Raw genomic sequence first — 21,398 nt, forward strand, 5'->3', positions numbered from 1 at the left:
CATCCGGGGGAACGGCGCACGGCGCCAGCGTAACCGGGCGCGGGCCGCTATGGGCAGGGCGTCCACGGGACGGACGCGCGTGGCGTCCCGAGCGGCCTTTGTGCCACTGATGTCCCCCTGCTGTGCCCCTGGTGAGCCATTCGTGACGACCCGCCGACGCAACAAATGGTGACCGCCATTAGCGAGAGGTCGGCAACGACCGGTAGTGTTCGGCATTGCCGAACAAAGGCTGCGGGCGCCGCTGGTCGGCGGTCGAAGGGGACGGAGGCAGTACGGCGATGGCACGGAACATCCAGTCGCTCGAACGGGCGGCCGCGATGCTGCGGCTGCTCGCGGGCGGCGAGCGGCGGCTCGGCCTGTCGGACATCGCCTCGTCGCTCGGCCTGGCCAAAGGCACCGCTCACGGCATCCTGCGCACCCTCCAGCAGGAGGGCTTCGTGGAGCAGGACGACACCTCGGGGCGCTACCAGCTCGGCGCGGAACTGCTGCGCCTGGGCACCACCTACCTCGACGTGCACGAGCTGCGGGCGCGCGCCCTGGTGTGGACCGACGACCTGGCCCGCTCCAGCGGCGAGAGCGTCTACCTGGGAGTGCTGCACCAGCAGGGCGTGCTGATCGTGCACCACGTGTTCCGGCCCGACGACAGCCGCCAGGTCCTGGAGATCGGGGCCATGCAGCCGCTGCACTCCACGGCTCTGGGCAAGGTGCTCTCCGCCTACGACCCGGTGGCGCACAGCGAGGCCCTGGAGGCCGACCGCAAGGCGTTCACGGACCGGACCGTGTGTGAGCCGGAGGACTTCGAGCACATCCTCGACGTCACCCGCGCGCGTGGTTACGCGGCGGACGTCGAGGAGACCTGGGAGGGCGTCGCCTCCCTGGCCGCGCCCATCCACGACCGGCGCCGCATGCCGGTCGGCGCGGTCGGCATCACGGGCGCTGTGGAGCGGCTGTGCCGGCCCGACGAAGAGCGAGCGCTGCGCCCCGAGCTGATCGCGGCGGTCCGGGACTGCGCCCGCGCGGTCTCGCGGGATCTGGGTGCCGGGCGCTTCTGACCGGGACAGGGAAGGACCGGGGCGCCACGGGGCGTTCCGGTCCTCGGCATGCCCGCGCACCGGCCGCCGGCGAACCGCGCTGGAGATCCCCGGGAGCCGCGGCGATCAGTAACGATCGTGTTTTCGACAACACAGCCCTTGACGTGCTCGTAACGCCGAAGCAAGACTCCCGTCCATCGGTCGACATTGTCGAACAGCTACCGGCAATACGCGCTAGAGTGTGACAACGCCAGGCCGGTACAGAACTTCACCCCTGGACGAAGGACAAAGGAGTCGCGGGTGTCCAGCTCCGACATCTTCATCGGCGAGACCATCGGTACCGCCATACTCATCCTCCTCGGCGGCGGAGTCTGCGCCGCCGTTACGCTGAAGGCCTCCAAGGCCCGTAACGCCGGCTGGCTCGCCATCACCTTCGGGTGGGGCTTCGCGGTGCTCACGGCGGTCTACACGTCGGCGCCGCTGTCCGGCGCCCATCTGAACCCCGCCGTGACCCTCGCGATCGCGATCAAGGACGGTGACTGGAAGAACGTTCCGGTCTACTGGGCCGGACAGATCCTCGGCGCCATGATCGGTGCCGCCCTGGTCTGGATCGCCTACTACGGCCAGTTCCAAGCCCACCTCACCGACCGGGAGATCGTCGGCGGTCCGGGCGCGCAGGACACGGCCAAGGCCGTCGAGGCCCAGGAGAAGGCCGCCGGCCCCGTGCTGGGCATCTTCTCCACCGGGCCCGAGGTCCGGGTCGCCTGGCAGAACGTCGCCACGGAGATCATCGGCACCGTCGTGCTCGTGCTCGCCGTGCTCACCCAGGGCCTGAACGACAAGGGCAACGGCCTGGGCACGCTGGGCGCGCTGATCACCGCGCTCGTGGTGGTGTCCATCGGCCTGTCCCTCGGCGGTCCGACGGGCTACGCGATCAACCCGGCGCGTGACCTCGGTCCGCGCATCGTGCACGCCCTGCTGCCCCTGCCCAACAAGGGCGGCTCCGACTGGGGCTACGCCTGGGTCCCGGTGGTCGGTCCGCTGATCGGCGGCGCCATCGCGGCAGGCATCTACAACGTCGCGTTCGCTTAGAAGCAATCCTCGCGCCCGTCGCGAAACTTCCAGCACGCGCCGTACGTAAAGCCCCTTAAACCCGGAATTTTCAGGAGCACACAGTGACCGACGCGCACACCGCCGGCCCCTTCATCGCCGCCATCGACCAGGGCACGACCTCTTCCCGCTGCATCGTCTTCGACCGCGACGGCCGGATCGTCTCCGTCGACCAGAAGGAACACGAGCAGATCTTCCCGAAGCCGGGCTGGGTCGAGCACAACGCCACCGAGATCTGGACGAACGTCCAGGAGGTCGTCGCCGGGGCCATCGAGAAGGCCGGCATCACCCGCGACGACATCAAGGCCATCGGCATCACCAACCAGCGCGAGACGACCGTGCTGTGGGACAAGAACACCGGTGAGCCCGTCCACAACGCCATCGTCTGGCAGGACACCCGCACCGACGCCCTCTGCCGCGAGCTCGGCCGCAACGTGGGCCAGGACCGCTTCCGCCGCGAGACGGGTCTCCCTCTCGCCTCCTACTTCGCCGGTCCGAAGGCCCGCTGGCTGCTCGACAACGTCGACGGGCTGAAGGAGCGCGCCGAGGCGGGCGACATCCTCTTCGGCACCATGGACAGCTGGGTCATCTGGAACCTGACCGGCGGTACCGACGGCGGCAAGCACGTCACGGACGTCACCAACGCCTCGCGCACCATGCTGATGAACCTGCACACCATGGAGTGGGACGACAAGATCTGCGAGTCCATCGGTGTCCCGAAGCAGATCCTCCCCGAGATCCGCTCCTCCGCCGAGGTCTACGGCGAGATCACCGGCGGCAAGCTGGGCGACCTGCTCGGCGGCATCCCCGTCGCCTCGGCGCTCGGCGACCAGCAGGCGGCCCTGTTCGGCCAGACATGTTTCGCCGAGGGCGAGACCAAGTCGACGTACGGCACCGGCACCTTCATGGTGATGAACACCGGCGACAAGATCATCAACTCGTACAGCGGCCTGCTGACCACCGTCGGCTACAAGATCGGCGACCAGGACACGGTCTACGCCCTGGAGGGCTCGATCGCCGTCACCGGTTCGCTGGTGCAGTGGATGCGCGACCAGATGGGCCTGATCTCCACGGCCGCCGAGATCGAGACGCTCGCGCTGTCGGTGGAGGACAACGGCGGCGCCTACTTCGTGCCGGCCTTCTCCGGCCTGTTCGCCCCGTACTGGCGCTCCGACGCCCGCGGTGTGATCGCCGGCCTGACCCGGTACGTCACCAAGGCGCACCTGGCGCGGGCCGTCCTGGAGGCCACCGCCTGGCAGACCCGCGAGATCGCCGACGCCATGACGAAGGACTCCGGCGTCGAGCTGGCCGCCCTGAAGGTCGACGGCGGCATGACCTCCAACAACCTGCTGATGCAGACCCTCGCCGACTTCGTGGACGCCCCCGTGGTGCGCCCGATGGTCGCCGAGACCACCTGCCTCGGCGCCGCCTACGCCGCCGGTCTCGCCGTCGGCTTCTGGAACAGCACCGACGACCTGCGCGCCAACTGGCGCCGGGCCGCCGAGTGGACCCCCCGCATGGACGCGGACACCCGCGCCCGTGAGTACAAGAACTGGCTCAAGGCCGTCGAGCGGACCATGGGCTGGCTCGAGGACGAGGAGTAAGAAACAGCATGACCACTGAGTCCACCCTGAAGTCCGTGCCTGCCCTGGGGACGCGCCCGTCCTCCGGCTCGAACCCGAGCCGAGCCGAGACCAGGGAGCAGCTCGCCAAGGCGTCGTACGACCTTCTCGTGATCGGCGGCGGCATTCTGGGCATCTCCACCGCCTGGCACGCCGCGCAGTCCGGCCTCAGGGTGGCTCTGGTCGACGCCGGCGACTTCGCCGGTGCCACGTCCTCCGCCTCCTCCAAGCTGCTCCACGGCGGTCTGCGCTACCTGCAGACCGGCGCGGTGAAGCTGGTGGCGGAGAACCACTTCGAGCGCCGTGCGGTCTCCCGGCAGGTGGCTCCCCACCTGGCGAACCCGCTCACGTTCTACCTCCCCGTCTACAAGGGCGGGCCGCACGGCGCGGCGAAGCTCGGAGCGGGCGTCTTCGCCTACTCCGCACTGTCGGCCTTCGGCGACGGCGTCGGGCACCTGCTCTCGCCGGCCAAGGCCGCGCAGGACGTGCCCGAGCTGCGCACCGAGAACCTCAAGGCCGTGGCCGTGTACGGCGACGACCAGATGAACGACGCCCGCATGGCGCTGATGACGGTCCGCGGGGCCGTCGAGGCGGGCGCGGTCGTCCTCAACCACGCCGAGGTGACGGGCCTGCGCTTCACCAAGGGCCGCGTGACGGGCGCCGAGCTCAGGGACCGTCTTTCCGGCGACGAGTTCGGTGTCAACGCCCGCCTGGTGCTGAACGCGACCGGCCCCTGGGTCGACCACCTGCGGAAGATGGAGGACCCGAACGCGGCCCCCTCCATCCGCCTGTCGAAGGGCGCGCACCTGGTCCTGAAGCGGACCTCCCCGTGGAAGGCCGCGCTCGCCACCCCGATCGACAAGTACCGCATCACCTTCGCCCTCCCCTGGGAGGACATGCTGCTCCTCGGCACCACCGACGAGGAGTTCGAGGGCGACCCGGCGGATGTCTCGGTCACCGAGAAGGACATATCCCAGATCCTCGACGAGGCCGCCTTCTCGGTCCGCGACCAGCAGCTGAGCCGCGACCTCATCACGTACGCCTTCGCCGGTCTGCGCGTGCTGCCGGGCGGACCCGGCGACACCGCGAAGGCCAAGCGCGAGACGGTGGTGACCGAGGGCAGGGGCGGCATGCTGTCCGTCGCGGGCGGCAAGTGGACCACGTTCCGGCACATCGGCCGCACGATCATGAAGAAGCTGGAGTCGCTGCCGGGCCACCCGTTGGGTGACGACTTCGAGCCCATCAGCTCGCTGCCGAAGAAGCTGCCGCTGCCGGGCATCGCCAACCCGCGCGCGGTCGCCCACCGGCTGCTGACCGACCGCCCGGCGCCCGGCCCGCGCATGGCGGCCGACACCGCCAGGCACCTGGCCACCCACTACGGCTCGCTGGCCTTCGACATCGCCCGTCTGGCCAACGAGAGCCCCGAGCTCGCCGAGCGCGTCCACCCGGACGCCCCGGAGATCTGGGCGCAGGTGGTCTGGGCCCGGGACCACGAGTGGGCCGAGACGCAGGACGACGTGCTGCGCCGCCGTACGACGCTGACGATCCGCGGCCTGGCCACGGACGACGTCCGCGCCAAGGTCCAGGACCTGCTCGACAAGAAGTAGGCACGGGCAGGGAGGGGCCCCGCCACGGGGACCGGGGGACCCCATAACGGAGACCGGGGGGCTCCCGTTGCCGGAAGGGGCGGTTCCACGCCGACGGAGCCGCCCCTTCCGCGTTCCCGACGCCGTTCGGGACCCCCATAATGACCTGATACGTCGGAGGTCTTGAGCGACAGGGAGGCCGGCCATGGCAGTCACCGACGAGGCGATCGAGAAGATCAAGGGCATGATCGTCTCCGGCGCCCTGCGCCCGGGCGACCGGCTGCCCAAGGAGAGCGAACTCGCCGCCGACCTCGGCCTGTCCCGCAACTCCCTGCGGGAGGCCGTGCGCGCCCTGTCCCTCATCCGGATCCTGGACGTCCGGCAGGGCGACGGCACCTACGTCACCAGCCTCGATCCGCAGCTGCTGCTGGAGGCGCTGAGCTTCGTCGTGGACTTCCACCGCGACGACACGGTCCTGGAGTTCCTGGCGGTGCGCCGCATCCTGGAGCCGGCGGCGACGGCGATGGCGGCCCTGCGGATCAGCGAACAGCAGCTCGACGCGCTCACGGCCCAGCTGGACAAGCTCGGTGACGACCCGTCCGTCGAGGACCTGGTCGGCTGCGACCTGGAGTTCCACCGGGGCATCGTGCACAGCTCGGGCAACTCCGTGCTGTGCTCGCTGCTCGACGGGCTGTCGGGCCCCACGACCCGGGCCCGGATCTGGCGCGGCCTGACCCAGGAGGACGCGGTGGGCCGCACGCTGCGCGAGCACCGGGCGATCCTCGCGGCCCTGCGGGACCGGGACGCCGAGGCGGCGCGCTCGTGGGCGACGGTGCACATCGCGAGCGTGGAGCAGTGGCTGCGCTCCACGCTGTGACCAGGGCCTCACGCACAGCTCGGATGAATCCGGGGTGTTCAGCGGTGGATCGCGGGGCAGTGATGGGGTCACTCCCCCTGCAAGGGGGCTGCGGGCGCCCCCTTGGCACACCGTAAGGTTGGGGGGTACGCGAGGGCACGTCGGAAGGAGGCGCTGGGTGATCGAGCTCGAGGGGGTTCCCGAGCTGATCGACCCGGTCATGGTGGCCGCGTTCGAGGGCTGGAACGATGCCGGCGACGCCGCCTCCACCGCGGTCGCGCATCTGGACAGGGAGTGGAAGGGCGAGGTCTTCGCGGCGCTGGACGCCGAGGACTACTACGACTTCCAGGTCAACCGCCCGACGGTGTTCATGGAAGCCGGCGTCCGCAAGATCACCTGGCCGACGACAAGGCTGTCGGTGGTCCGGGTCGGCGGGGACAAGCCACGCGATCTCGTCCTGGTCCGGGGCATCGAACCGTCCATGCGATGGCGGTCGTTCTGCCACGAACTGCTCGGCTTCGCACACGAACTCGGCGTGGAACTGGTGGTCGTGCTGGGCGCCCTGCTCGGTGACACCCCGCACACCCGCCCGGTTCCGATCAGCGGGACGACGTCCGACCCGGACCTGGCCCGCCGCATGGACCTGGAGGAGACCAAGTACGAGGGGCCCACGGGCATCGTCGGCGTCCTCCAGGAGGCATGCACGCACGCGGGCGTGCCGGCCGTCTCGCTGTGGGCGGCGGTGCCGCACTACGTGTCGCAGCCGCCGAACCCGAAGGCCACGCTGGCCCTGCTGAACCGGCTGGAGGACCTGATCGACGTGCGCATTCCGCTGGGCGAGCTGCCCGAGGACGCGCGCGCCTGGCAGGTCGGCGTGGACCAGCTGGCCGCCGAGGACAGCGAGGTCGCCGAGTACGTCCAGTCGCTGGAGGAGGCCCGGGACACCGCCGAGCTGCCGGAGGCGTCCGGCGAGGCGATCGCCCGCGAGTTCGAGCGCTATCTGCGGCGCCGGGACGGCGGCGGACCGACCGCCTCCGGCGGGCACGCCACGGCGGACGGCAGCGACAGCACGTCGTACCTGCGGGACAACCCCAGCGGCCGTACGCGGCCCCCGAAGCCGCCCAAGCCGGGCACGGACGACGAGGAGTCGTCGGAGGACTGAGCGGAACCGAGCACAGCACAAGGGGCGCCTCCCGGCCGGGAGGCGCCCCTTCGCGTGCTGTACGGCTACAGCGCGACGCCCAGCAGGGCGTCCACCGCCCGGGAGACCACCCCGGGGGCGCCCTCGTCCGTGCCGCCGCTGCGCTCCTGGAGCGCCGCCCAGCGGTCGACCGCGGTGAGCGCGGTGGGGGCGTCCAGGTCGTCGGCGAGGGCCTCGCGGATCTCCGCCACGAGCGCCTCCGCCGGCGGCCCGTCGGGCCGGGACACGGCGGCCCGCCAGCGGCCGAGCCGGGCTACGGCGTCCTCGAGGACCTGGTCGGTCCACTCCCAGTCGGCGCGGTAGTGGTGGGCGAGCAGCGCGAGCCGGATGGCGGCCGGGTCGACGCCCTCGCGCCGGAGCGTGGAAACGAAGACCAGGTTGCCCTTGGACTTGGACATCTTCTCGCCGTCGAGGGCGACCATGCCGGCGTGCACGTACGCCTTGGCCATGGGGAACTCGCCGGTGAGGGCCTGGGCGTGCGAGGCGCCCATCTCGTGGTGCGGGAAGACCAGGTCGGAGCCGCCGCCCTGGATGTCGAAGCCCATGCCGAGGTGGTCGAGGGCGATGGCCACGCACTCGATGTGCCAGCCGGGGCGTCCGCGCCCGAGCGATCCGCCGTCCCAGCTGGGCTCGCCCTCCCGGGCCGCCATCCACAGCATCGGGTCGAGCGGGTTCTTCTTGCCCGGCCGGTCGGGGTCGCCGCCGCGCTCGGCGGACAGCAGCCGCATCGCCGCGGCGTCGAGCCCGGAGACCTTGCCGAAATGCGGGTCGGACTCGACGGAGAAGTACACGTCGCCTTCGAGTTCGTACGCCGCGCCCATGTCCCGCAGCCGCTCGACGAGCGGGACGATCCCGGGTATGGCCTCGACGGCGCCTATGTACTCGCGCGGCGGGAGCATCCGCAGGGCCGTCATGTCCTCACGGAAGAGGGCCGTCTCCTGCTCGGCGAGCGCGGCCCAGTCGATGCCGTCGCGCTGTGCCCGCTCCAGGAGCGGGTCGTCGACGTCGGTGACGTTCTGGACGTAGTGAACCTGCCGCTTGGTGTCGAGCCACACGCGCTGCACGAGGTCGAACGCGTTGTAGGTCGCCGCGTGTCCTATGTGGGTGGCGTCGTACGGGGTGATGCCACAGACGTAGATACGGGCGACGGGACCGGGGTCGAGGGTGACCGGACCACCGGTCGCGGTGTCGTGGATCCTCAGGTCGCGGCCCTGACCAGGCAGGGCGGGGACCTCGGAAGCGGGCCAGGCATGCATGCCTTGAGCCTAACCGGACTGAAGTTCCATATACGAATGAGAGCGGGCCGGACGGCCGAGAAGGCGCTCTTGCGGGAGCTCGGCGGCTGTGCTGCTACACGGGGGGCCAGGGGATCGCCGGCCACTCCCCGCTCGGCTCCGGATGCTTCCCCGAGGCGAGCAGTGCGCTGACCCGCGCGCGTGTGGCGTCGATCTCCGCGCCGGTGATCAGCGGCTGGAGCCGGGCGGCGAGGGGACCGCCCTCCGCCAGGACCTTCCTGAGGCCTTCGAGAACGTCGACGGCCTCCCGTGTGAGGGGCTCCCCCGCCCACCCCCACAGCAGGGTCCGCAGCTTGTTCTCGACGTTGAAGGTGACCCCGTGGTCGATCCCGTACAGCCGCCCCTCGCCGGTCGGCAGCAGGTGCCCGCCCTTGCGGTCGGCGTTGTTGAGCACCGCGTCCAGCACGGCGAGCCGCCGCAGCCGCTCGTCGTCCGCGTGGACGAGGAGCGCGGTGCGGCCCTCGCCGACCTCGGCGAAGCCGATGGCCTTCCAGCCCGGCTCCGGTTCCTCGGCGTCGACCAGGGCGAGCAGCTCCGCCTCCGGCGCCGCCTCGACCCACAGCTGGCACATGCCCTCGCCGTAGGGGCCGTCCCGCAGCACGGTGGGCGGGACCAGGCCCCAGCCGGTCGCCTCGGAGACCTCGTACGCGGCGACCTCGCGCTGGGCGAGCGTCCCGTCGGGGAAGTCCCACAGGGGCCGCTCCCCGGCGACCGGCTTGTAGATGCAGGCCGCGTCCCGGCCGTCGAGGGAGACCGTGCAGTACAGGGCCGCGTTGGACGCCTCACGGATGCGCCCGCGCACGGTGAGTTCGCCCCGGGCGAGCAGTTCGTCGGCGTCAGGAGGAGGTGTCACGCTCCGCGGCGGTATCCGTTCTGGCGCGGACATACGTGTCCTTCCGGGTCGAGCGGGAGGCTGCACAGCGGGCACGGCGGCCGCCCGGCGTTGACGATGTCGAGGGCGCGCTTGGCGAAGGCCCTCGCCTGCGCGCCGGTGAGCCGCACCCGCAGCATCGGGGGCCCGTTCTCCTCGTCCTGGAGCAGCCGCTCCTCGGCCTCGGCGAGGTCCTCCTCGGTGTCGGCGTCGAGCTCGACGAGCGCCTGCGCCTCGACGATCATCAGCTGCTCCTCGCCGTCCCAGGCGAGCGCCATGGTGCCGACCCTGAACTCCTCCTCGATGGGGGTGTCCAGCGGGGCGGTGTCGGTGATCTCCGACGGTGCGACGGCGGGGACGGCGGCGCTGCCTCCGCTACGGCGCACGACCTCGTCGAGCAGCTCGTCCATGCGTTCGGCGAGCGCGGCGACCTGGGTCTTCTCCAGGGCCACGCTGGTCACCCGGGAGCCGGCGGAGGCCTGGAGGAAGAACGAACGGCGCCCGGGCAGTCCGACCGTACCGGCCACGAAACGCTCCGGATGGTCGTAGAGGAACACCTGACGGGACACGTCCTGTCTCCATTGGAATCGTGGGAACCGTGTGACTACGGCACTGCTGCGACCGCTTCACCCTACTGCGGCCGACGATCACGGTGCGCCCGCACCACCCCCGACGGGGGCCTCGTCGCCCGGCGGTTCCTCGCGCGGCACCAGGGACGTGAAGTCGCCGGTGTCGCCGAGGCGGACGAGAAACGGACGCAACCGGGTGTAGCGGATCGCGGTGATGGAACACGGTTCAACGGAAATCCGCTGGAAGAGGTCCAGATGAAGTCCGAGTGCGTCCGCGACGAGCGACTTGATGACGTCGCCGTGCGAGCACATGAGGTAGACGGCGTCGGCGCCGTGGTCGCGCTCCACGCGCGCGTTCCACTCGCGTACGGCCTCGGCGGCGCGTGTCTGCATGGCCCGCATCGACTCGCCGCCGGGGAACGCCGCGGCGGACGGGTGCGCCTGCACAACCTCCATCAGGGGCTGGTCCTTGAGCTCGTCGAGCTTGCGCCCCGACCAGTCGCCGTAGTGGCACTCGCCGATGCGCTCGTCGGTGTGCGGGCTGAGGTCCGGCCGGGCCCGGAGAAGAGGCCGGATCGTCTCCTGGCAGCGCTGGAGCGGGCTGGTGACGATCTCGGCGAGGGGCAGTTCGGCGAGCCGCCCGGGCAGCGCGGCGGCCTGCGCCGCGCCGCGTTCGTCGAGGGCGACACCGGGCGTCCAGCCGGCGAGCAGTCCCTCGGTGTTGGCGGTGGAACGTCCGTGCCGGACCAGGATCAACGTGGGCATGCGGTCCAGCGTAGGCGCACGCGCGCGTACGGTGTCGTTCGAGTGACGGGAGACTCGCTTCGTGATCGTCGACTGTGCCATCTACCGCGAGGGACACCGGTCGGAAGGGCCGGAGGACTTCTCCGACGCCCTGGGTGAGGCCCGGGCGGCGGGCGGTTTCGTGTGGATCGGGCTGCATGAGCCGACGGAACGCGAATTCGACCTCGTGACCCAGGAGTTCGGGCTGCATCCGCTGGCCGTCGAGGACGCCCTCAAGGCCCACCAGCGGCCCAAGCTGGAGGTGTACGACGACTCGCTCTTCCTGGTGCTCAAGCCGGTGGCGTACGAGCCGCAGAGCGACACCGTCTCCACCGGCGAGATCATGATCTTCCTGGGCGACGCGTTCGTCGTCACCGTCCGGCACGGCGAGGGCGCCCCGCTCAAGGCCGTACGGCGCCGACTGGAGCAGGAGCCGGACCTGCTGGGCACGGGTCCCACCTCCGTCCTCTACGCGGTCGCCGACGCCGCCGTCGACCACTACCTGGAGGTCGCCACCGAGCTGCAGGCCGACCTGGAGGGACTGGAGGCGGAGGTCTTCTCGCCGGACGACGGGGGCTCGCGGCACACCGCCTCCCGGATCTACAACTTCAAGCGGCAGGTCCTGGAGTTCCGCCGGGCGACCGGGCCGCTGGCCCTGCCGATGAGCCGGCTGGCGGGCACGGCACCCGCCGGCGTGGCCGTGCCGTTCGTGGACGACCGGGCGCGGCCGTTCTTCCGGGACGTCAGCGATCACCTCACGCGCGTGAACGAGTCGGTGGAGAACCTGGACCGGCTGGTGTCGGACATCCTCAACGCGCATCTGGCGCAGATGAGCGTCCGGCAGAACGACGACATGCGGAAGATCTCCGCGTGGGCGGCCATGGCCGCGATCCCCACGATGCTCGCGGGGATCTACGGCATGAACTTCGAGCACATGCCCGAGCTGCGCTGGGAGTGGTCCTATCCGGCGCTGATCGCGGTGATGGCCGTACTCGAGGTGCTGGTGTTCCGGCTGTTCAAGCGCCGGGGCTGGCTGTAGGACGGGCCGGGGCCGGCTGCGGGCGGGCCGGCTCAGGCGAACTCGGGGGCCGTGGACGCGGGTCCGCCGAGGGCGTCGCGGCGCTCGGGCATCTTCAGCGACACCATCCGGCGCCAGCCGCCCAGCCGTTCGTAGGCGTACATGGCGTGGATGCCCGCCGCGAGCACCGCCGACTTGGGCCTGGACCAGCCGAGGATGCGGCCCATGTGCGCCATGACGGCGAGGCTGACGTCCCGGTGGATCCGGATCTCGGCGAGCGCGCAGGCGCGCAGGGTCCGCTGGATGGCCCGGCCGTGACCCGCGTAGGCGAAGCGCAGCAGTTCCTCGTGGCAGTAGGCGAGGTGGTTGTCCTCGTCGTGGGAGATCTGCTTGACGGCGCGGCCGATGTCGGGGTCGTCGGCGAAGTGCTTGCGGAGCAGTTGCATCTGCTCGGAGGCGCGCTGTTCGGTGACCCTGCTGTGCGAGAGGTACGTGACGACGTCCTGGACCGTGAGCCGCTCGTCACGGCCCAGCTGCTCGTGCGCGAGACCGATCCCGTTCTTCTCCAGGAGCATCGTGTAGTCGGTCTCCGGCGGGACCGGGACGGGGTCGAGGCCGCGCTTCTTCAGCAGGGCGTTGAAGATCCGGCCGTGCTTGTCCTCGTCGGCGCCGTGCCGGGTGATCTTGGGGGCGAGTTCCCGCTCGCTGTCGGGGACGAGCGCGGCGATCCGGGCGTTCTCCCAGCCGCCCTGGGACTCGCCGCTCGCGGCGATGGAGCAGAACAGGGCGAAGGCCTCGTCGTCGGCGAGGATCTCCTGGAACACACTCTTGGCCGAAAGCATCGTGAGCACCTCTCCCGCGCACGTGCGCGTGCTGCGTGATTCCGCAGGTTTGTCGCAAAGAACGAGTCAAGTGCGGGACGAAAGGCGCTGCAACAGGTGCGACGGACAACTCCGCCGAATGGAGGACAGGCGATCCGGCACGGCCGCGGGGTCTCCGCCGCCGGGGCGGGGAGATCCCGCGTAACCGCGGGAGGCGCGGGGCGTTGTTCTGCGTGACGGCCGTGGCGGGGAAGACCCTCGAGCCCCCACCACGGCCGCAGACAACTCCGCCGGGTGCCTCGTGTCAGGCGAGCCCGGCGCGCTCCAGGGCCTCGGTGCCGGCGCGGAGGGACGCGAGCCGCTCGTCGAGGGTGAAGCCCGCCGGGGCGAGGCTCAGGGTGGTGACGCCGGCCTCCGCGTAGGCCTTCATCCGGTCCGCGATCCGGTCGACGGACCCCAGCAGCGTGGTCTTGTCGATCAGCTCGTGCGGGACGGCGGCCGCGGCGCCCTGCTTGTCGCCGGACAGGTACTTGGCCTGGATCTCGGCGGCCTCCTTCTCGTAGCCCATGCGCTGGGCGAGCTGGTTGTAGAAGTTCTGCTTGGGGCTGCCCATGCCGCCGACGTACAGCGCGGTGTAGGGGCGGAAGGTGTCGGCGAGCGCGGCGACGTCCTTGTCGTCGCCGACGGCGAGCGGGACGGTCGGGCAGACGTCGAAGCCGTCGAGGGTCTTGCCGGCCTTCTCGCGCCCGGCGCGCAGGTACTTGATCGTCGTCTCCTCCAGGTGGTCGGCGGAGGGGAAGATCAGCAGGGCGCCGTCGGCGATCTCGCCGGTCTGCTCCAGGTTCTTCGGGCCGATCGCGGCGATGTACAGCGGGATGTGCTCGCGCTGCGGGTGCACGGTCAGCTTGATGGGCTTGCCCGGGCCGCCGGGCAGGGGCAGCGTCCAGTGCTGCCCCTCGTAGGACAGGCGCTCGCGCGTCATGGCCTTGCGGACGATCTCGACGTACTCACGCGTGCGTGCCAGGGGCTTGTCGAACTTGACGCCGTACCAGCCTTCGGAGACCTGCGGGCCGGAGACTCCGAGGCCGAGGCGGAAGCGGCCGCCGGAGAGAGAGTCGAGGGTGGCCGCCGTCATGGCTGTCATCGCGGGCTGGCGGGCCGGGATCTGGAAGATGGCGGAGCCGACGTCGATGCGTTCGGTCTGGGCGGCGACCCAGGTCAGTACGGTGGCGGCGTCGGAGCCGTAGGCCTCGGCGGCCCAGCAGACGGCGTATCCGAGCCGGTCGGCCTCCTGGGCGACGGCCAGATTGTCCGCGTCCATTCCGGCACCCCAGTAGCCGAGGTTGATACCGAGCTGCATGCCGAATCCCCTTACCGATCAGTAACGTGCACGTGCGGAGACCTTAGCGTGCGGCTCGGCGGGGACCTAGGTGCAGTGACTCGGCCGCGGGCGGCGGTGCCGGACAACTCGGGGGCCGGGGCCGCGAAATCGGCTGTCCACAGCCCACCACAGGGAAGGCTCTGGCCAGTAATCTCGGCGTTCATGGAGCAGAGGCATCTCGGCCGCACCGGCCTGCGTGTGTCCCGGATCGGGCTCGGCACCCTGACGTGGGGACGGGACACCGACGAGCACGACGCCGCGGACCTGATGAAGACGTTCTGGGAAGCGGGCGGGACCCTCGTCGACACCGCGGACGTGTACGGCGACGGAGAGGCCGAGTACCTGCTCGGCAGGCTCATGGACGGCCTGGTGGCCCGCCGGGACCTGGTCATCTCGACCAAGGCCGGCAGCGTGCCGGACCCCGACCGCCGCTTCGACACCTCCCGAGGCCATCTGCTCTCCGCGCTGGACGCCTCGCTCTCCCGGCTCGGCACCGACTACGTCGACCTGTGGCACGTGCACGCCTTCGACCCGGACACCCCGCTGGAGGAGACCCTCCAGGCCCTCGATCTCGCGGTCGCCAGCGGGCGGGCCCGCTACGCCGCCGTCTCCAACTTCTGCGGCTGGCAGCTCGCCAAGGCCGCGACCTGGCAGCTGGCGGCCCCCGGCACGCGGACCCGGCTCGCGGCCACGCAGCTGGAGTACTCGCTGCTCCAGCGGGGCGTCGAACGCGAGGTGCTCCCGGCCGCGCTGGACCTGGGCATCGGGCTGCTGCCGTCCTCGCCGCTGGGGCGCGGGGTGCTGACGGGCAAGTACCGGGGCGACACCACGCCGCCGGACTCGCGCGGTGCCTCGGAGCATCTCGCGCCGTTCGTCGCGCCGTACCTGGACGACACGGCCAGGCGCATCGTGGACGCCGTGACCACCGCGGCCGACGGTCTCGCGGTGACACCGCTCCAGGTGGCGCTGGCCTGGGTCCGCGACCGGCCGGGGGTGGCCGCGCCCATCGTCGGCGCGCGCAACGCGCAGCAGCTCACGGCGGCGTTGTCAGTGGAGACCCTTAGTCTTCCTGACGAGATCTGCCGGGCGCTCGACGACGTGTCGGCGCCCGTGCACCGCTATCCCGATCACGACTGGAGCACGCTGTGAGCACGGAGCCGGAGACCACGGAGGACGCCGAGCCGGGGACGCCGACCGGTGGTGCGCAGACCGAGGGGGCCGAGGAGACCGGGTCGGACGCGGCCGGCTCCGGTGACGTGTCCAAGGCCGAGGGGTCCGAAGGGGACGCGGCCGATGCCGGTGACGTGTCCGAGGCCGAGGCCGAGCTGCGGGCCCAGCGCCTGGAGCGGGAGCGCATCGAGCAGCGCAAGGCCGGGAAGAAGGCGCCGATCGAGGCCGGCACCAAGCTGAGCGGCACGGCCGCCGATCTGCTCGCGGCCGTACGGGCCGTGGAGAGCGGCGAGAAGCCGGCCGCCGCGGTGTTCGCGGAGCCCGAGCCCGCCCCGCGCCGCTCCGCCCCGGAGCCGGTCCGACGGCCACAGCCGGTCGCGGCCGGGGCCGTCGCCGCGTCGACGGCCCCCGCGCCGGCCGCGGTGCAGGCCGTACGGCAGGTGCTCGGCGAGGGCGGTGCCCCCGAAGTGCTCGCACCGCAGGTGGCCGCCGCGCTCGGCGAGGGCGCGGACGAACTGCTGCGGGCCGATCCCTGGCAGCTGCTGCGTATCTCCGGCGTGCGGCCCGAGCAGGCCGACGGGTTCGCCCGGGCCCTGCTCGGCGCCGAGTGCGGCCCGGACGACGAACGGCGGGGCCGGGCCGTCACCGTCTGGCTCCTGGAGCAGGCCGCGCTGGCCGGGCACACGGCCCTGGAGATGCCGGCGCTCCTCGCGGCCCTGGCCCAGCGGGGCGTGCCGGACCCCGACAGTGCGGTGCAGGACGCGATCGCGGAGGGCGACGTGCTCGTCTTCCAGGACGCCCTGGAGGAGCCCGGGGCCGCGCCGGCCCGGACGGAGGAGGAGGGCGCGGAGGAGGACGAGGAGCGTCCGGTCCGTGTCCTGGTCGGCCTGGAGCGGTACGCGCTCGCGGAGGAGAGCCTGGCCGACGGTCTGGCCCGGCTGGTGAACTCGGTGCCCAAGCAGGACGGTTCGGCCGAGGACTGGGAGCGGGCCGCCGCCGCGGCCCGGGGTTCGACGGCCGAGCTGCTCCGCGCGGTCGCCGCACACGGCCTGGTCCTGCACACCGGCGGCGAGGCCTCCCTGACCGAGCCCGCGGCACTGCTGACCGCCGCGCACACCCTGGGCCTGCGCGCCTGGGCCGCCACCCACGGCCCGATCGGCCGTACCCGCTTCGCGGCCCTGCTCCGCCGCACCGGCCACCCGGCGGACCCGGCCGCGGATCAGGCGGCTGCCCTCCCCGGGCAGGCCGCCGAAACGGCCGAGGCCACTCCCGTCGCCCACGCCCCCGTGGCCACCGTCGCCGGGCTGCTCTCCGGGGCCGAAGGACCTGGCCGGGACGCGGACGGGGCGCTGGATCTCGATCTGCTCGTCGTGCTCGACGCGCCGCAGCTGGATGTCGAGACGGCCGCGCTGCTGACGGAGTCGCTGCCGGACGGGGCGCGGCTGGTGCTGGCCGGGGATCCGGCGGTGCTGTGGTCCGTGGGTCCGGGCCGGGTGTTCGCGGATCTGCTCGCGGCGCGGATCTGCCCGCAGATCGCCTCGCGGCAGCCGGATCCCGGGCCGCTGGGCGAGCTGGTCTCCGGTATCGGCGTCGGCGAGCTGAACCAGGTCGAGGCCCCCGGCAAGGAGGTCGTGATCGTGCCGGTGCGGGACGCGGGCGAGGCCGTGCACCGGACGGTGCAGCTCGTCGTGGACTCGGTGCCGCGGGCGATCGGCGTACCGCCCGAGCAGACGCAGGTGATCACACCGGGGCACGGCGGCGCCGTCGGCACGCGCGCGCTCAACGCGGCGTTGAAGGAGCGGCTCAATCCGGGCCCGGGCCGCTTCGGCGGCTTCGACCCCGGTGACCGGGTCGTCCACTCCCCCGTGCCGGGCCGTGCGCTGCCGGGCCGCGTGGTGAAGGCGGATGCCGAGGGGCTGCATCTGGTGTGCGAGGGCGAGGACGTCGTCGTACCGAAGGAGCGGGTGGAACACACCGTGCGGCACGGCTGGGCGCTCACCGCGCACCAGGCGGTGGGGAGCCGGTGGCCGGCGGTGGTCGTGGTGCTGCCCGGCGATGCCGCGCAGGCCCTCAGCCGGCCGTGGGTGTACACGGCGTTCGGGCGGGCCGACCGCCACCTGTCCGTCGTGCACGGCGTGGAACAGGCGTTGGCCAGGGCTGTGGCCGAGGTTCCGGCGAAGCCCCGGACGACCCGGCTTCCGGTGCTGCTCAGCCCGCAGATCAGCGGCTGACGGCGACGGCGGTGGTCACGGGGCGGCCCCATGACCACCGCCGTCGGGTGGCTGACGTGTGCGCTCAGCGGCGGTCCGCGTCGAGCGGCTCCAGATCCTCGTCCTCGTCCAGGTCGGTGTCGAGGTCGTCCTCGACCACCACTACGTCGTCCTCGTCGTCGTCATCGTCGTCGACGTCGTCGAACACGGCGCTGACGTCGAAGCGGCAGACCACACTCTGCGGATCGACCTGCTCGAACGGCGCCTCCAGCCACTCGCCGGGGTCGGCCGGTTCCTCCGCCGCCGTCACCCAGAGCGTGGAGTCGCCCTCCTCCAGCCCGAACTCCTTGTGCCGGGAGGCGATCTCGTCGGGTTCGAACTCGCCGAAGAGGAGGCCGAGCGCACCGTGGATCGTCCCGGAGGCGGCCGGGCCGTCCTCGCCCTCCACGGCCTCGATCCGCTGGGCATGGGAGAGCAGCCGCTGTGGCTCCGCCACCGCGTAGTCGCGGCGGATCAGTACGCTCAGCGCGTTCGGTTCCTCGGGCCCCGTGTACGGGGGCAGCGCGTCCTCCGTACCGGGGATCTCGAAGGGTGTGACCTCGTCGTAACGGTCGTAGAGCAGTTCGTCGTACACCTCTGCGGCCGCGGCCAGCTGGTTGAACGCCTCGTAGACGGCCGGGTCGTCCTCCCCCGACCTGCGTTCGACCGCGGCCAGGTGGCGGTCGAGCGCGGTCTTGACCGCCTCGGCGGCGGCGCGTACCTCGGCAGCGGTGGGCTGCGCAGCATCAGACATAGTGCAGACGCTATCCGTACCAGGCCCCAGCCCGCACAATAGATGCGATGCCGGAATACGAATTTGTCGACGTGTACGTGCCGCGCGGGGTCTCTCGCAAGGAGACGGCACGTCTGCTGACCGACCATGCCGAGTACGGACACTGGGAGTTGCACCGTCTGAGCCTGCTGCGCGACGGCAGTCGCAAGGTGCGGTTGCGCCGGCGGATCATCCGTCAGGTGCGGGCCACGTGGTGAGCTGAGACGGGGCACTGGGAGAAGGCACACACGGGAGCGGGCCTCGCATCGGCGGGGCCCGCTCCGTTTTCCGCTGCTGTCAGGCCTTTCCGGAACTGTCAGGCCGAGGTGCGGGCCTTGCGGTAGAGGATCGAGCCCGCGAGCAGCGCGCCCGCGCCGGCCGGCAGGGCGAGGCCGAGCGGCAGGTCGCTGCCGGTGCTGGCGAGCTGCGAGTCGCCCTTGGGCTGGGTGACGAACTGGCCGCCCAGCTTGTTGCCGTCCGACGAACCGCCCGGCTGCTCGCCGTCCGCGCCGGGCGGGGTGCCGGGGTCGCCCGGGTGTCCGGGGTTGCCGGGGTCGCCCGGGTTTCCGGGACCGTCCGGACCACCGGGGTCACCCGGATTTCCGGGGTCACCCGGATTTCCGGGGTTGCCCGGGTTTCCGGGGTCACCCGGGTCGCCCGGCTGTCCCGGGTTCTCGTGGCCGCCGCCGGGCGGGTCGGTGTGATGCCCGCCGGAGCCGCCGTTCGCGCAGTCGTTGCCCGTGCTGGAGTTGCCGGCGCCGATGACGTCGACGCTGTTGCCGCAGACGTTCACGGGCGCGTAGACCGGCGCCTCGACATGGTTGCCCGAGCCGACGCCGGGTGAGTCACCGGCCTGGCCGTCGGCGTGCGAGCCGCCGTTGCCGCCCGACGACGATCCACCGCCCTGGTCGGCGCACGAGTTGCCCACCGACGGGTTGAGGACACCGATCACGTTGACCGTGTTCCCGCACACGTTGACCGGCGCGTGCACCGGTGCCTGCACCGTGTTCCCGGACAGCACGCCGGGAGAGCCCGAACTGGAACCCTGCGCGCCCGAGTCGGCGTGAGCGGAGCCGCCCGCGGCGGCGATCACGCCGGTCGCGGCCGCCACGGTCATCAGACCCTTGCGGGTGACCTGTCGCATTACTGAATACCTGCCTTCGACCTGTCTCGAATTCTTCTCGAATTCCTCGAAAGAAGCGTTCGGCCCCGGAGCGCATGGCACGCGCTCCGGGACCGATGGCTCAGAACTCCCCTGGAAGGGCGGGGAGCGTCACTTGTTGACGCAGGTGTTGCCGAAGGCGGGGTTCAGCAGCCCGATCACGGAGACCGTATTGCCGCAGACGTTCACCGGGATGTGAACGGGCGCCTGAATGACGTTGCCGGACACGACACCCGGGGAGTGCATGGCAGAGCCCTGGGCACCCGAGTCGGCGACGGCAAGGCCCGCGCCCGCGAGAACCAGCCCACCGGTGGCAGCCGCAGCAGCGACGACCTTCTTGATCATTATTCCTCCTGGTTGGCAAAGCGACCCATCTTGCGATCGCATTACCTGTAACGAGGAGGGAGTAATGAGGCTACGAGCTTATGGTCACATTCACCCTTCCCGGTCGATCTCGCACACCCGACCGAATAGCGCTGTTTCGTATGGGCTGTCTCAGGACGCGTCGATGAACCGGTCGAGCACCCGCGTACCGAACTTCAGGCCGTCCACCGGCACCCGCTCGTCCACGCCGTGGAACATGCCGGCGAAGTCCAGCTCCGGCGGCAGCTTCAGTGGCGCGAAGCCGAAGCCCCGGATGCCCAGGTCGTCGAAGGACTTCGCGTCCGTCCCGCCGGAGAGCATGTAGGGGATCGCCTTGGCGGTCGGGTCCTCGGCCAGCAGCGAGGACTGCATCGCCTCCACGAGCGCCCCGTCGAAGGTGGTCTCGACGGCCTTGTCGGCGTGGACGTCCTCGCGCCGCACCTTCGGGCCGAGGATCCGGTCGAGGTCGGCGAGGAACTCCTCCTCGTGCCCGGGCAGGAACCGTCCGTCGACGTGGGCGGTCGCCTCGCCCGGGATGACGTTGACCTTGTAGCCGGCGCCCAGCTGCGTGGGGTTGGCCGTGTTGCTCAGCGTCGCGCCGATGAACTTGGCGATGCCGCCGAGCCTCACGAGGGTCGACTCCATGTCCTCCGGGTCGAGCTCGGTGCCGAGCGCGTCACCGAGCTCGTCGAGGAAGGCGCGGGTGGTCTTGGTGACCCGCACCGGGAACTTGTGCCGTCCCAGCCGCGCGACGGCCTCCGACAGCTCGGTGATCGCGTTGTCCCGGTGGATCATCGACCCGTGCCCGGCCGTGCCGGCCACGGTGAGCTTCATCCAGTGCATGCCCTTCTCGGCCGTCTGGATCAGGTACAGCCGCCGCTCCTCGCTCACGGTGAAGGAGAAGCCGCCCACCTCGCTGATCGCCTCGGTGACGCCCTCGAACAGGTGCCGGTGGTTGTCGACGAGGTAGCGGGCCCCGTAGGTGCCGCCCGCCTCCTCGTCCGCGAGGAACGCGAGGACGATGTCGCGCGGCGGCTTGCGTCCGCTGCGCATCCGGTCCCGGACGACCGCGAGGGTCATCGCATCCATGTCCTTCATGTCGACGGCACCACGGCCCCACACGCAGCCGTCGGTGACTTCGCCGGAGAAGGGGTGGTGGGTCCAGTCGTCGGCGTTGGCCGGTACGACGTCGGTGTGCCCGTGGATGAGGAGCGCGGGCCGGGACGGGTCCTCGCCCTCGATCCGGGCCACCGTGGACGCACGGCCCGGGTGCGACTCGAAGATCTGCGGTTCGAGCCCCACCTCGGCGAGCTTCTCGGCGACGTACTCCGCCGCCTTGCGCTCGCCCGGACCCGAGTGGTCGCCGTAGTTGCTGGTGTCGATCTGGATCAGCTCGCGGCAGAGGTCCACGACCTCGTCCTCGCCGGTGACGCTCCTGGCCGTGTCCGTCTCGCTCACGTGCTTCCTCCCGCTGTCACTGCTGGTGGGTCCTCCTCATCCTCCCTCTCCCCGGCCCGCACCCCAAGACCGGTCCCGGC

General features: G+C 71.4%; 20 protein-coding genes. 10 read left to right on the plus strand and 10 right to left on the minus strand.

Annotated features, from left to right (window positions below; genetic code table 11):
- Positions 1-278 precede the first annotated feature (278 nt).
- The 6 genes from ACIBL4_RS21420 (at position 279) to ACIBL4_RS21445 (ending at position 7,367) form a co-directional block, all read left to right on the plus strand.
- Entirely contained in the window at positions 279-1,052 is a 774-nt protein-coding gene (locus ACIBL4_RS21420) for an IclR family transcriptional regulator (RefSeq protein WP_020276830.1), read from the plus strand.
- A 279-nt stretch (positions 1,053-1,331) separates the two neighbouring features.
- The gene (locus ACIBL4_RS21425) at positions 1,332-2,123 is read left to right on the plus strand and encodes an MIP/aquaporin family protein (protein WP_356925532.1); all 792 of its coding nucleotides are present in this window, start codon (positions 1,332-1,334) and stop codon (positions 2,121-2,123) included.
- A gap of 83 nt (positions 2,124-2,206) precedes the next feature.
- Complete coding sequence (gene glpK, locus ACIBL4_RS21430; RefSeq protein WP_193504432.1) at positions 2,207-3,745, plus strand: glycerol kinase GlpK; 1,539 nt, start codon at positions 2,207-2,209, stop codon at positions 3,743-3,745.
- Between the two features lie 8 nt (positions 3,746-3,753).
- Entirely contained in the window at positions 3,754-5,370 is a 1,617-nt protein-coding gene (locus ACIBL4_RS21435; protein ID WP_399412316.1) for an FAD-dependent oxidoreductase, read from the plus strand.
- A 184-nt stretch (positions 5,371-5,554) separates the two neighbouring features.
- Positions 5,555-6,226 carry a FadR/GntR family transcriptional regulator gene (locus ACIBL4_RS21440; protein ID WP_399412317.1) on the plus strand — a complete coding sequence of 224 codons (672 nt, stop codon included), beginning with the start codon at positions 5,555-5,557 and terminating at the stop codon, positions 6,224-6,226.
- A gap of 157 nt (positions 6,227-6,383) precedes the next feature.
- Positions 6,384-7,367: a PAC2 family protein gene (locus tag ACIBL4_RS21445; RefSeq protein ID WP_399412320.1), complete on the plus strand. Its 984-nt coding sequence runs from the start codon at positions 6,384-6,386 to the stop codon at positions 7,365-7,367.
- Positions 7,368-7,432: 65 nt separating this feature from the next.
- Here the strand turns inward: ACIBL4_RS21445 and mshC are convergent, their stop codons facing one another.
- The 4 genes from mshC to ACIBL4_RS21465 form a co-directional block, all read right to left on the minus strand.
- Positions 7,433-8,662, minus strand: coding sequence for a cysteine--1-D-myo-inosityl 2-amino-2-deoxy-alpha-D-glucopyranoside ligase (mshC, locus tag ACIBL4_RS21450; RefSeq protein WP_399412322.1), 1,230 nt, complete (start codon positions 8,660-8,662; stop codon positions 7,433-7,435).
- Positions 8,663-8,756: 94 nt separating this feature from the next.
- Positions 8,757-9,587, minus strand: coding sequence for an SCO1664 family protein (locus ACIBL4_RS21455; RefSeq protein ID WP_399412323.1), 831 nt, complete (start codon positions 9,585-9,587; stop codon positions 8,757-8,759).
- On the minus strand, positions 9,551-10,141 hold the full coding sequence (locus ACIBL4_RS21460) for a DUF3090 domain-containing protein (protein WP_086600096.1): 591 nt from the start codon (positions 10,139-10,141) through the stop codon (positions 9,551-9,553). The genes ACIBL4_RS21455 and ACIBL4_RS21460 overlap by 37 nt, the downstream gene beginning before the upstream one ends.
- 78 nt (positions 10,142-10,219) lie before the next feature.
- The gene (locus ACIBL4_RS21465) at positions 10,220-10,906 is read right to left on the minus strand and encodes a histidine phosphatase family protein (protein WP_399412326.1); all 687 of its coding nucleotides are present in this window, start codon (positions 10,904-10,906) and stop codon (positions 10,220-10,222) included.
- 61 nt (positions 10,907-10,967) lie between these two features.
- Here ACIBL4_RS21465 and corA point away from each other — a divergent pair, with 61 nt between their 5' ends.
- The gene (corA, locus tag ACIBL4_RS21470; RefSeq protein WP_399412328.1) at positions 10,968-11,963 is read left to right on the plus strand and encodes a magnesium/cobalt transporter CorA; all 996 of its coding nucleotides are present in this window, start codon (positions 10,968-10,970) and stop codon (positions 11,961-11,963) included.
- A 32-nt stretch (positions 11,964-11,995) separates the two neighbouring features.
- Here corA and ACIBL4_RS21475 read toward each other — a convergent pair whose 3' ends face one another.
- Together ACIBL4_RS21475 and ACIBL4_RS21480 are read right to left on the minus strand one after the other, a co-directional pair.
- Positions 11,996-12,784 carry a ferritin-like domain-containing protein gene (locus ACIBL4_RS21475; RefSeq protein ID WP_399412330.1) on the minus strand — a complete coding sequence of 263 codons (789 nt, stop codon included), beginning with the start codon at positions 12,782-12,784 and terminating at the stop codon, positions 11,996-11,998.
- A 283-nt stretch (positions 12,785-13,067) separates the two neighbouring features.
- Positions 13,068-14,123 (minus strand): LLM class F420-dependent oxidoreductase, encoded by a 1,056-nt coding sequence (locus ACIBL4_RS21480; protein ID WP_399412332.1) that lies wholly within the window; start codon positions 14,121-14,123, stop codon positions 13,068-13,070.
- A gap of 183 nt (positions 14,124-14,306) precedes the next feature.
- Between ACIBL4_RS21480 and ACIBL4_RS21485 the strand changes: the two genes are divergently transcribed.
- Positions 14,307-15,293, plus strand: coding sequence for an aldo/keto reductase (locus tag ACIBL4_RS21485; protein ID WP_399412335.1), 987 nt, complete (start codon positions 14,307-14,309; stop codon positions 15,291-15,293).
- A complete protein-coding gene (locus tag ACIBL4_RS21490; protein WP_399412337.1) occupies positions 15,290-17,545 on the plus strand; it encodes a helix-hairpin-helix domain-containing protein in 2,256 nt (751 codons plus the stop codon). The genes ACIBL4_RS21485 and ACIBL4_RS21490 overlap by 4 nt, the downstream gene beginning before the upstream one ends.
- Before the next feature lie 64 nt (positions 17,546-17,609).
- On the opposite strand, the gene ACIBL4_RS21495 is transcribed toward ACIBL4_RS21490, so the two are convergent.
- Entirely contained in the window at positions 17,610-18,317 is a 708-nt protein-coding gene (locus tag ACIBL4_RS21495; RefSeq protein WP_399412339.1) for a hypothetical protein, read from the minus strand.
- Between the two features lie 47 nt (positions 18,318-18,364).
- On the opposite strand from ACIBL4_RS21495, the gene ACIBL4_RS21500 reads away from it, so the two are divergent.
- A complete protein-coding gene (locus ACIBL4_RS21500; protein ID WP_010045410.1) occupies positions 18,365-18,553 on the plus strand; it encodes a DUF5703 family protein in 189 nt (62 codons plus the stop codon).
- 98 nt (positions 18,554-18,651) lie between these two features.
- Here ACIBL4_RS21500 and ACIBL4_RS21505 read toward each other — a convergent pair whose 3' ends face one another.
- From ACIBL4_RS21505 to ACIBL4_RS21515, 3 genes are all read right to left on the minus strand, one after another.
- A complete protein-coding gene (locus ACIBL4_RS21505; RefSeq protein ID WP_399412341.1) occupies positions 18,652-19,479 on the minus strand; it encodes a chaplin in 828 nt (275 codons plus the stop codon).
- 129 nt (positions 19,480-19,608) lie between these two features.
- Complete coding sequence (chpH, locus tag ACIBL4_RS21510; protein WP_399412343.1) at positions 19,609-19,842, minus strand: chaplin ChpH; 234 nt, start codon at positions 19,840-19,842, stop codon at positions 19,609-19,611.
- Positions 19,843-19,992: 150 nt separating this feature from the next.
- Positions 19,993-21,318, minus strand: coding sequence for a M20/M25/M40 family metallo-hydrolase (locus ACIBL4_RS21515; protein ID WP_399412345.1), 1,326 nt, complete (start codon positions 21,316-21,318; stop codon positions 19,993-19,995).
- Between the last annotated feature and the right edge of the window lie 80 nt (positions 21,319-21,398).

Origin of the sequence: Streptomyces sp. NPDC050416, assembly GCF_044458845.1 — a bacterium.
Taxonomy (GTDB): domain Bacteria; phylum Actinomycetota; class Actinomycetes; order Streptomycetales; family Streptomycetaceae; genus Streptomyces.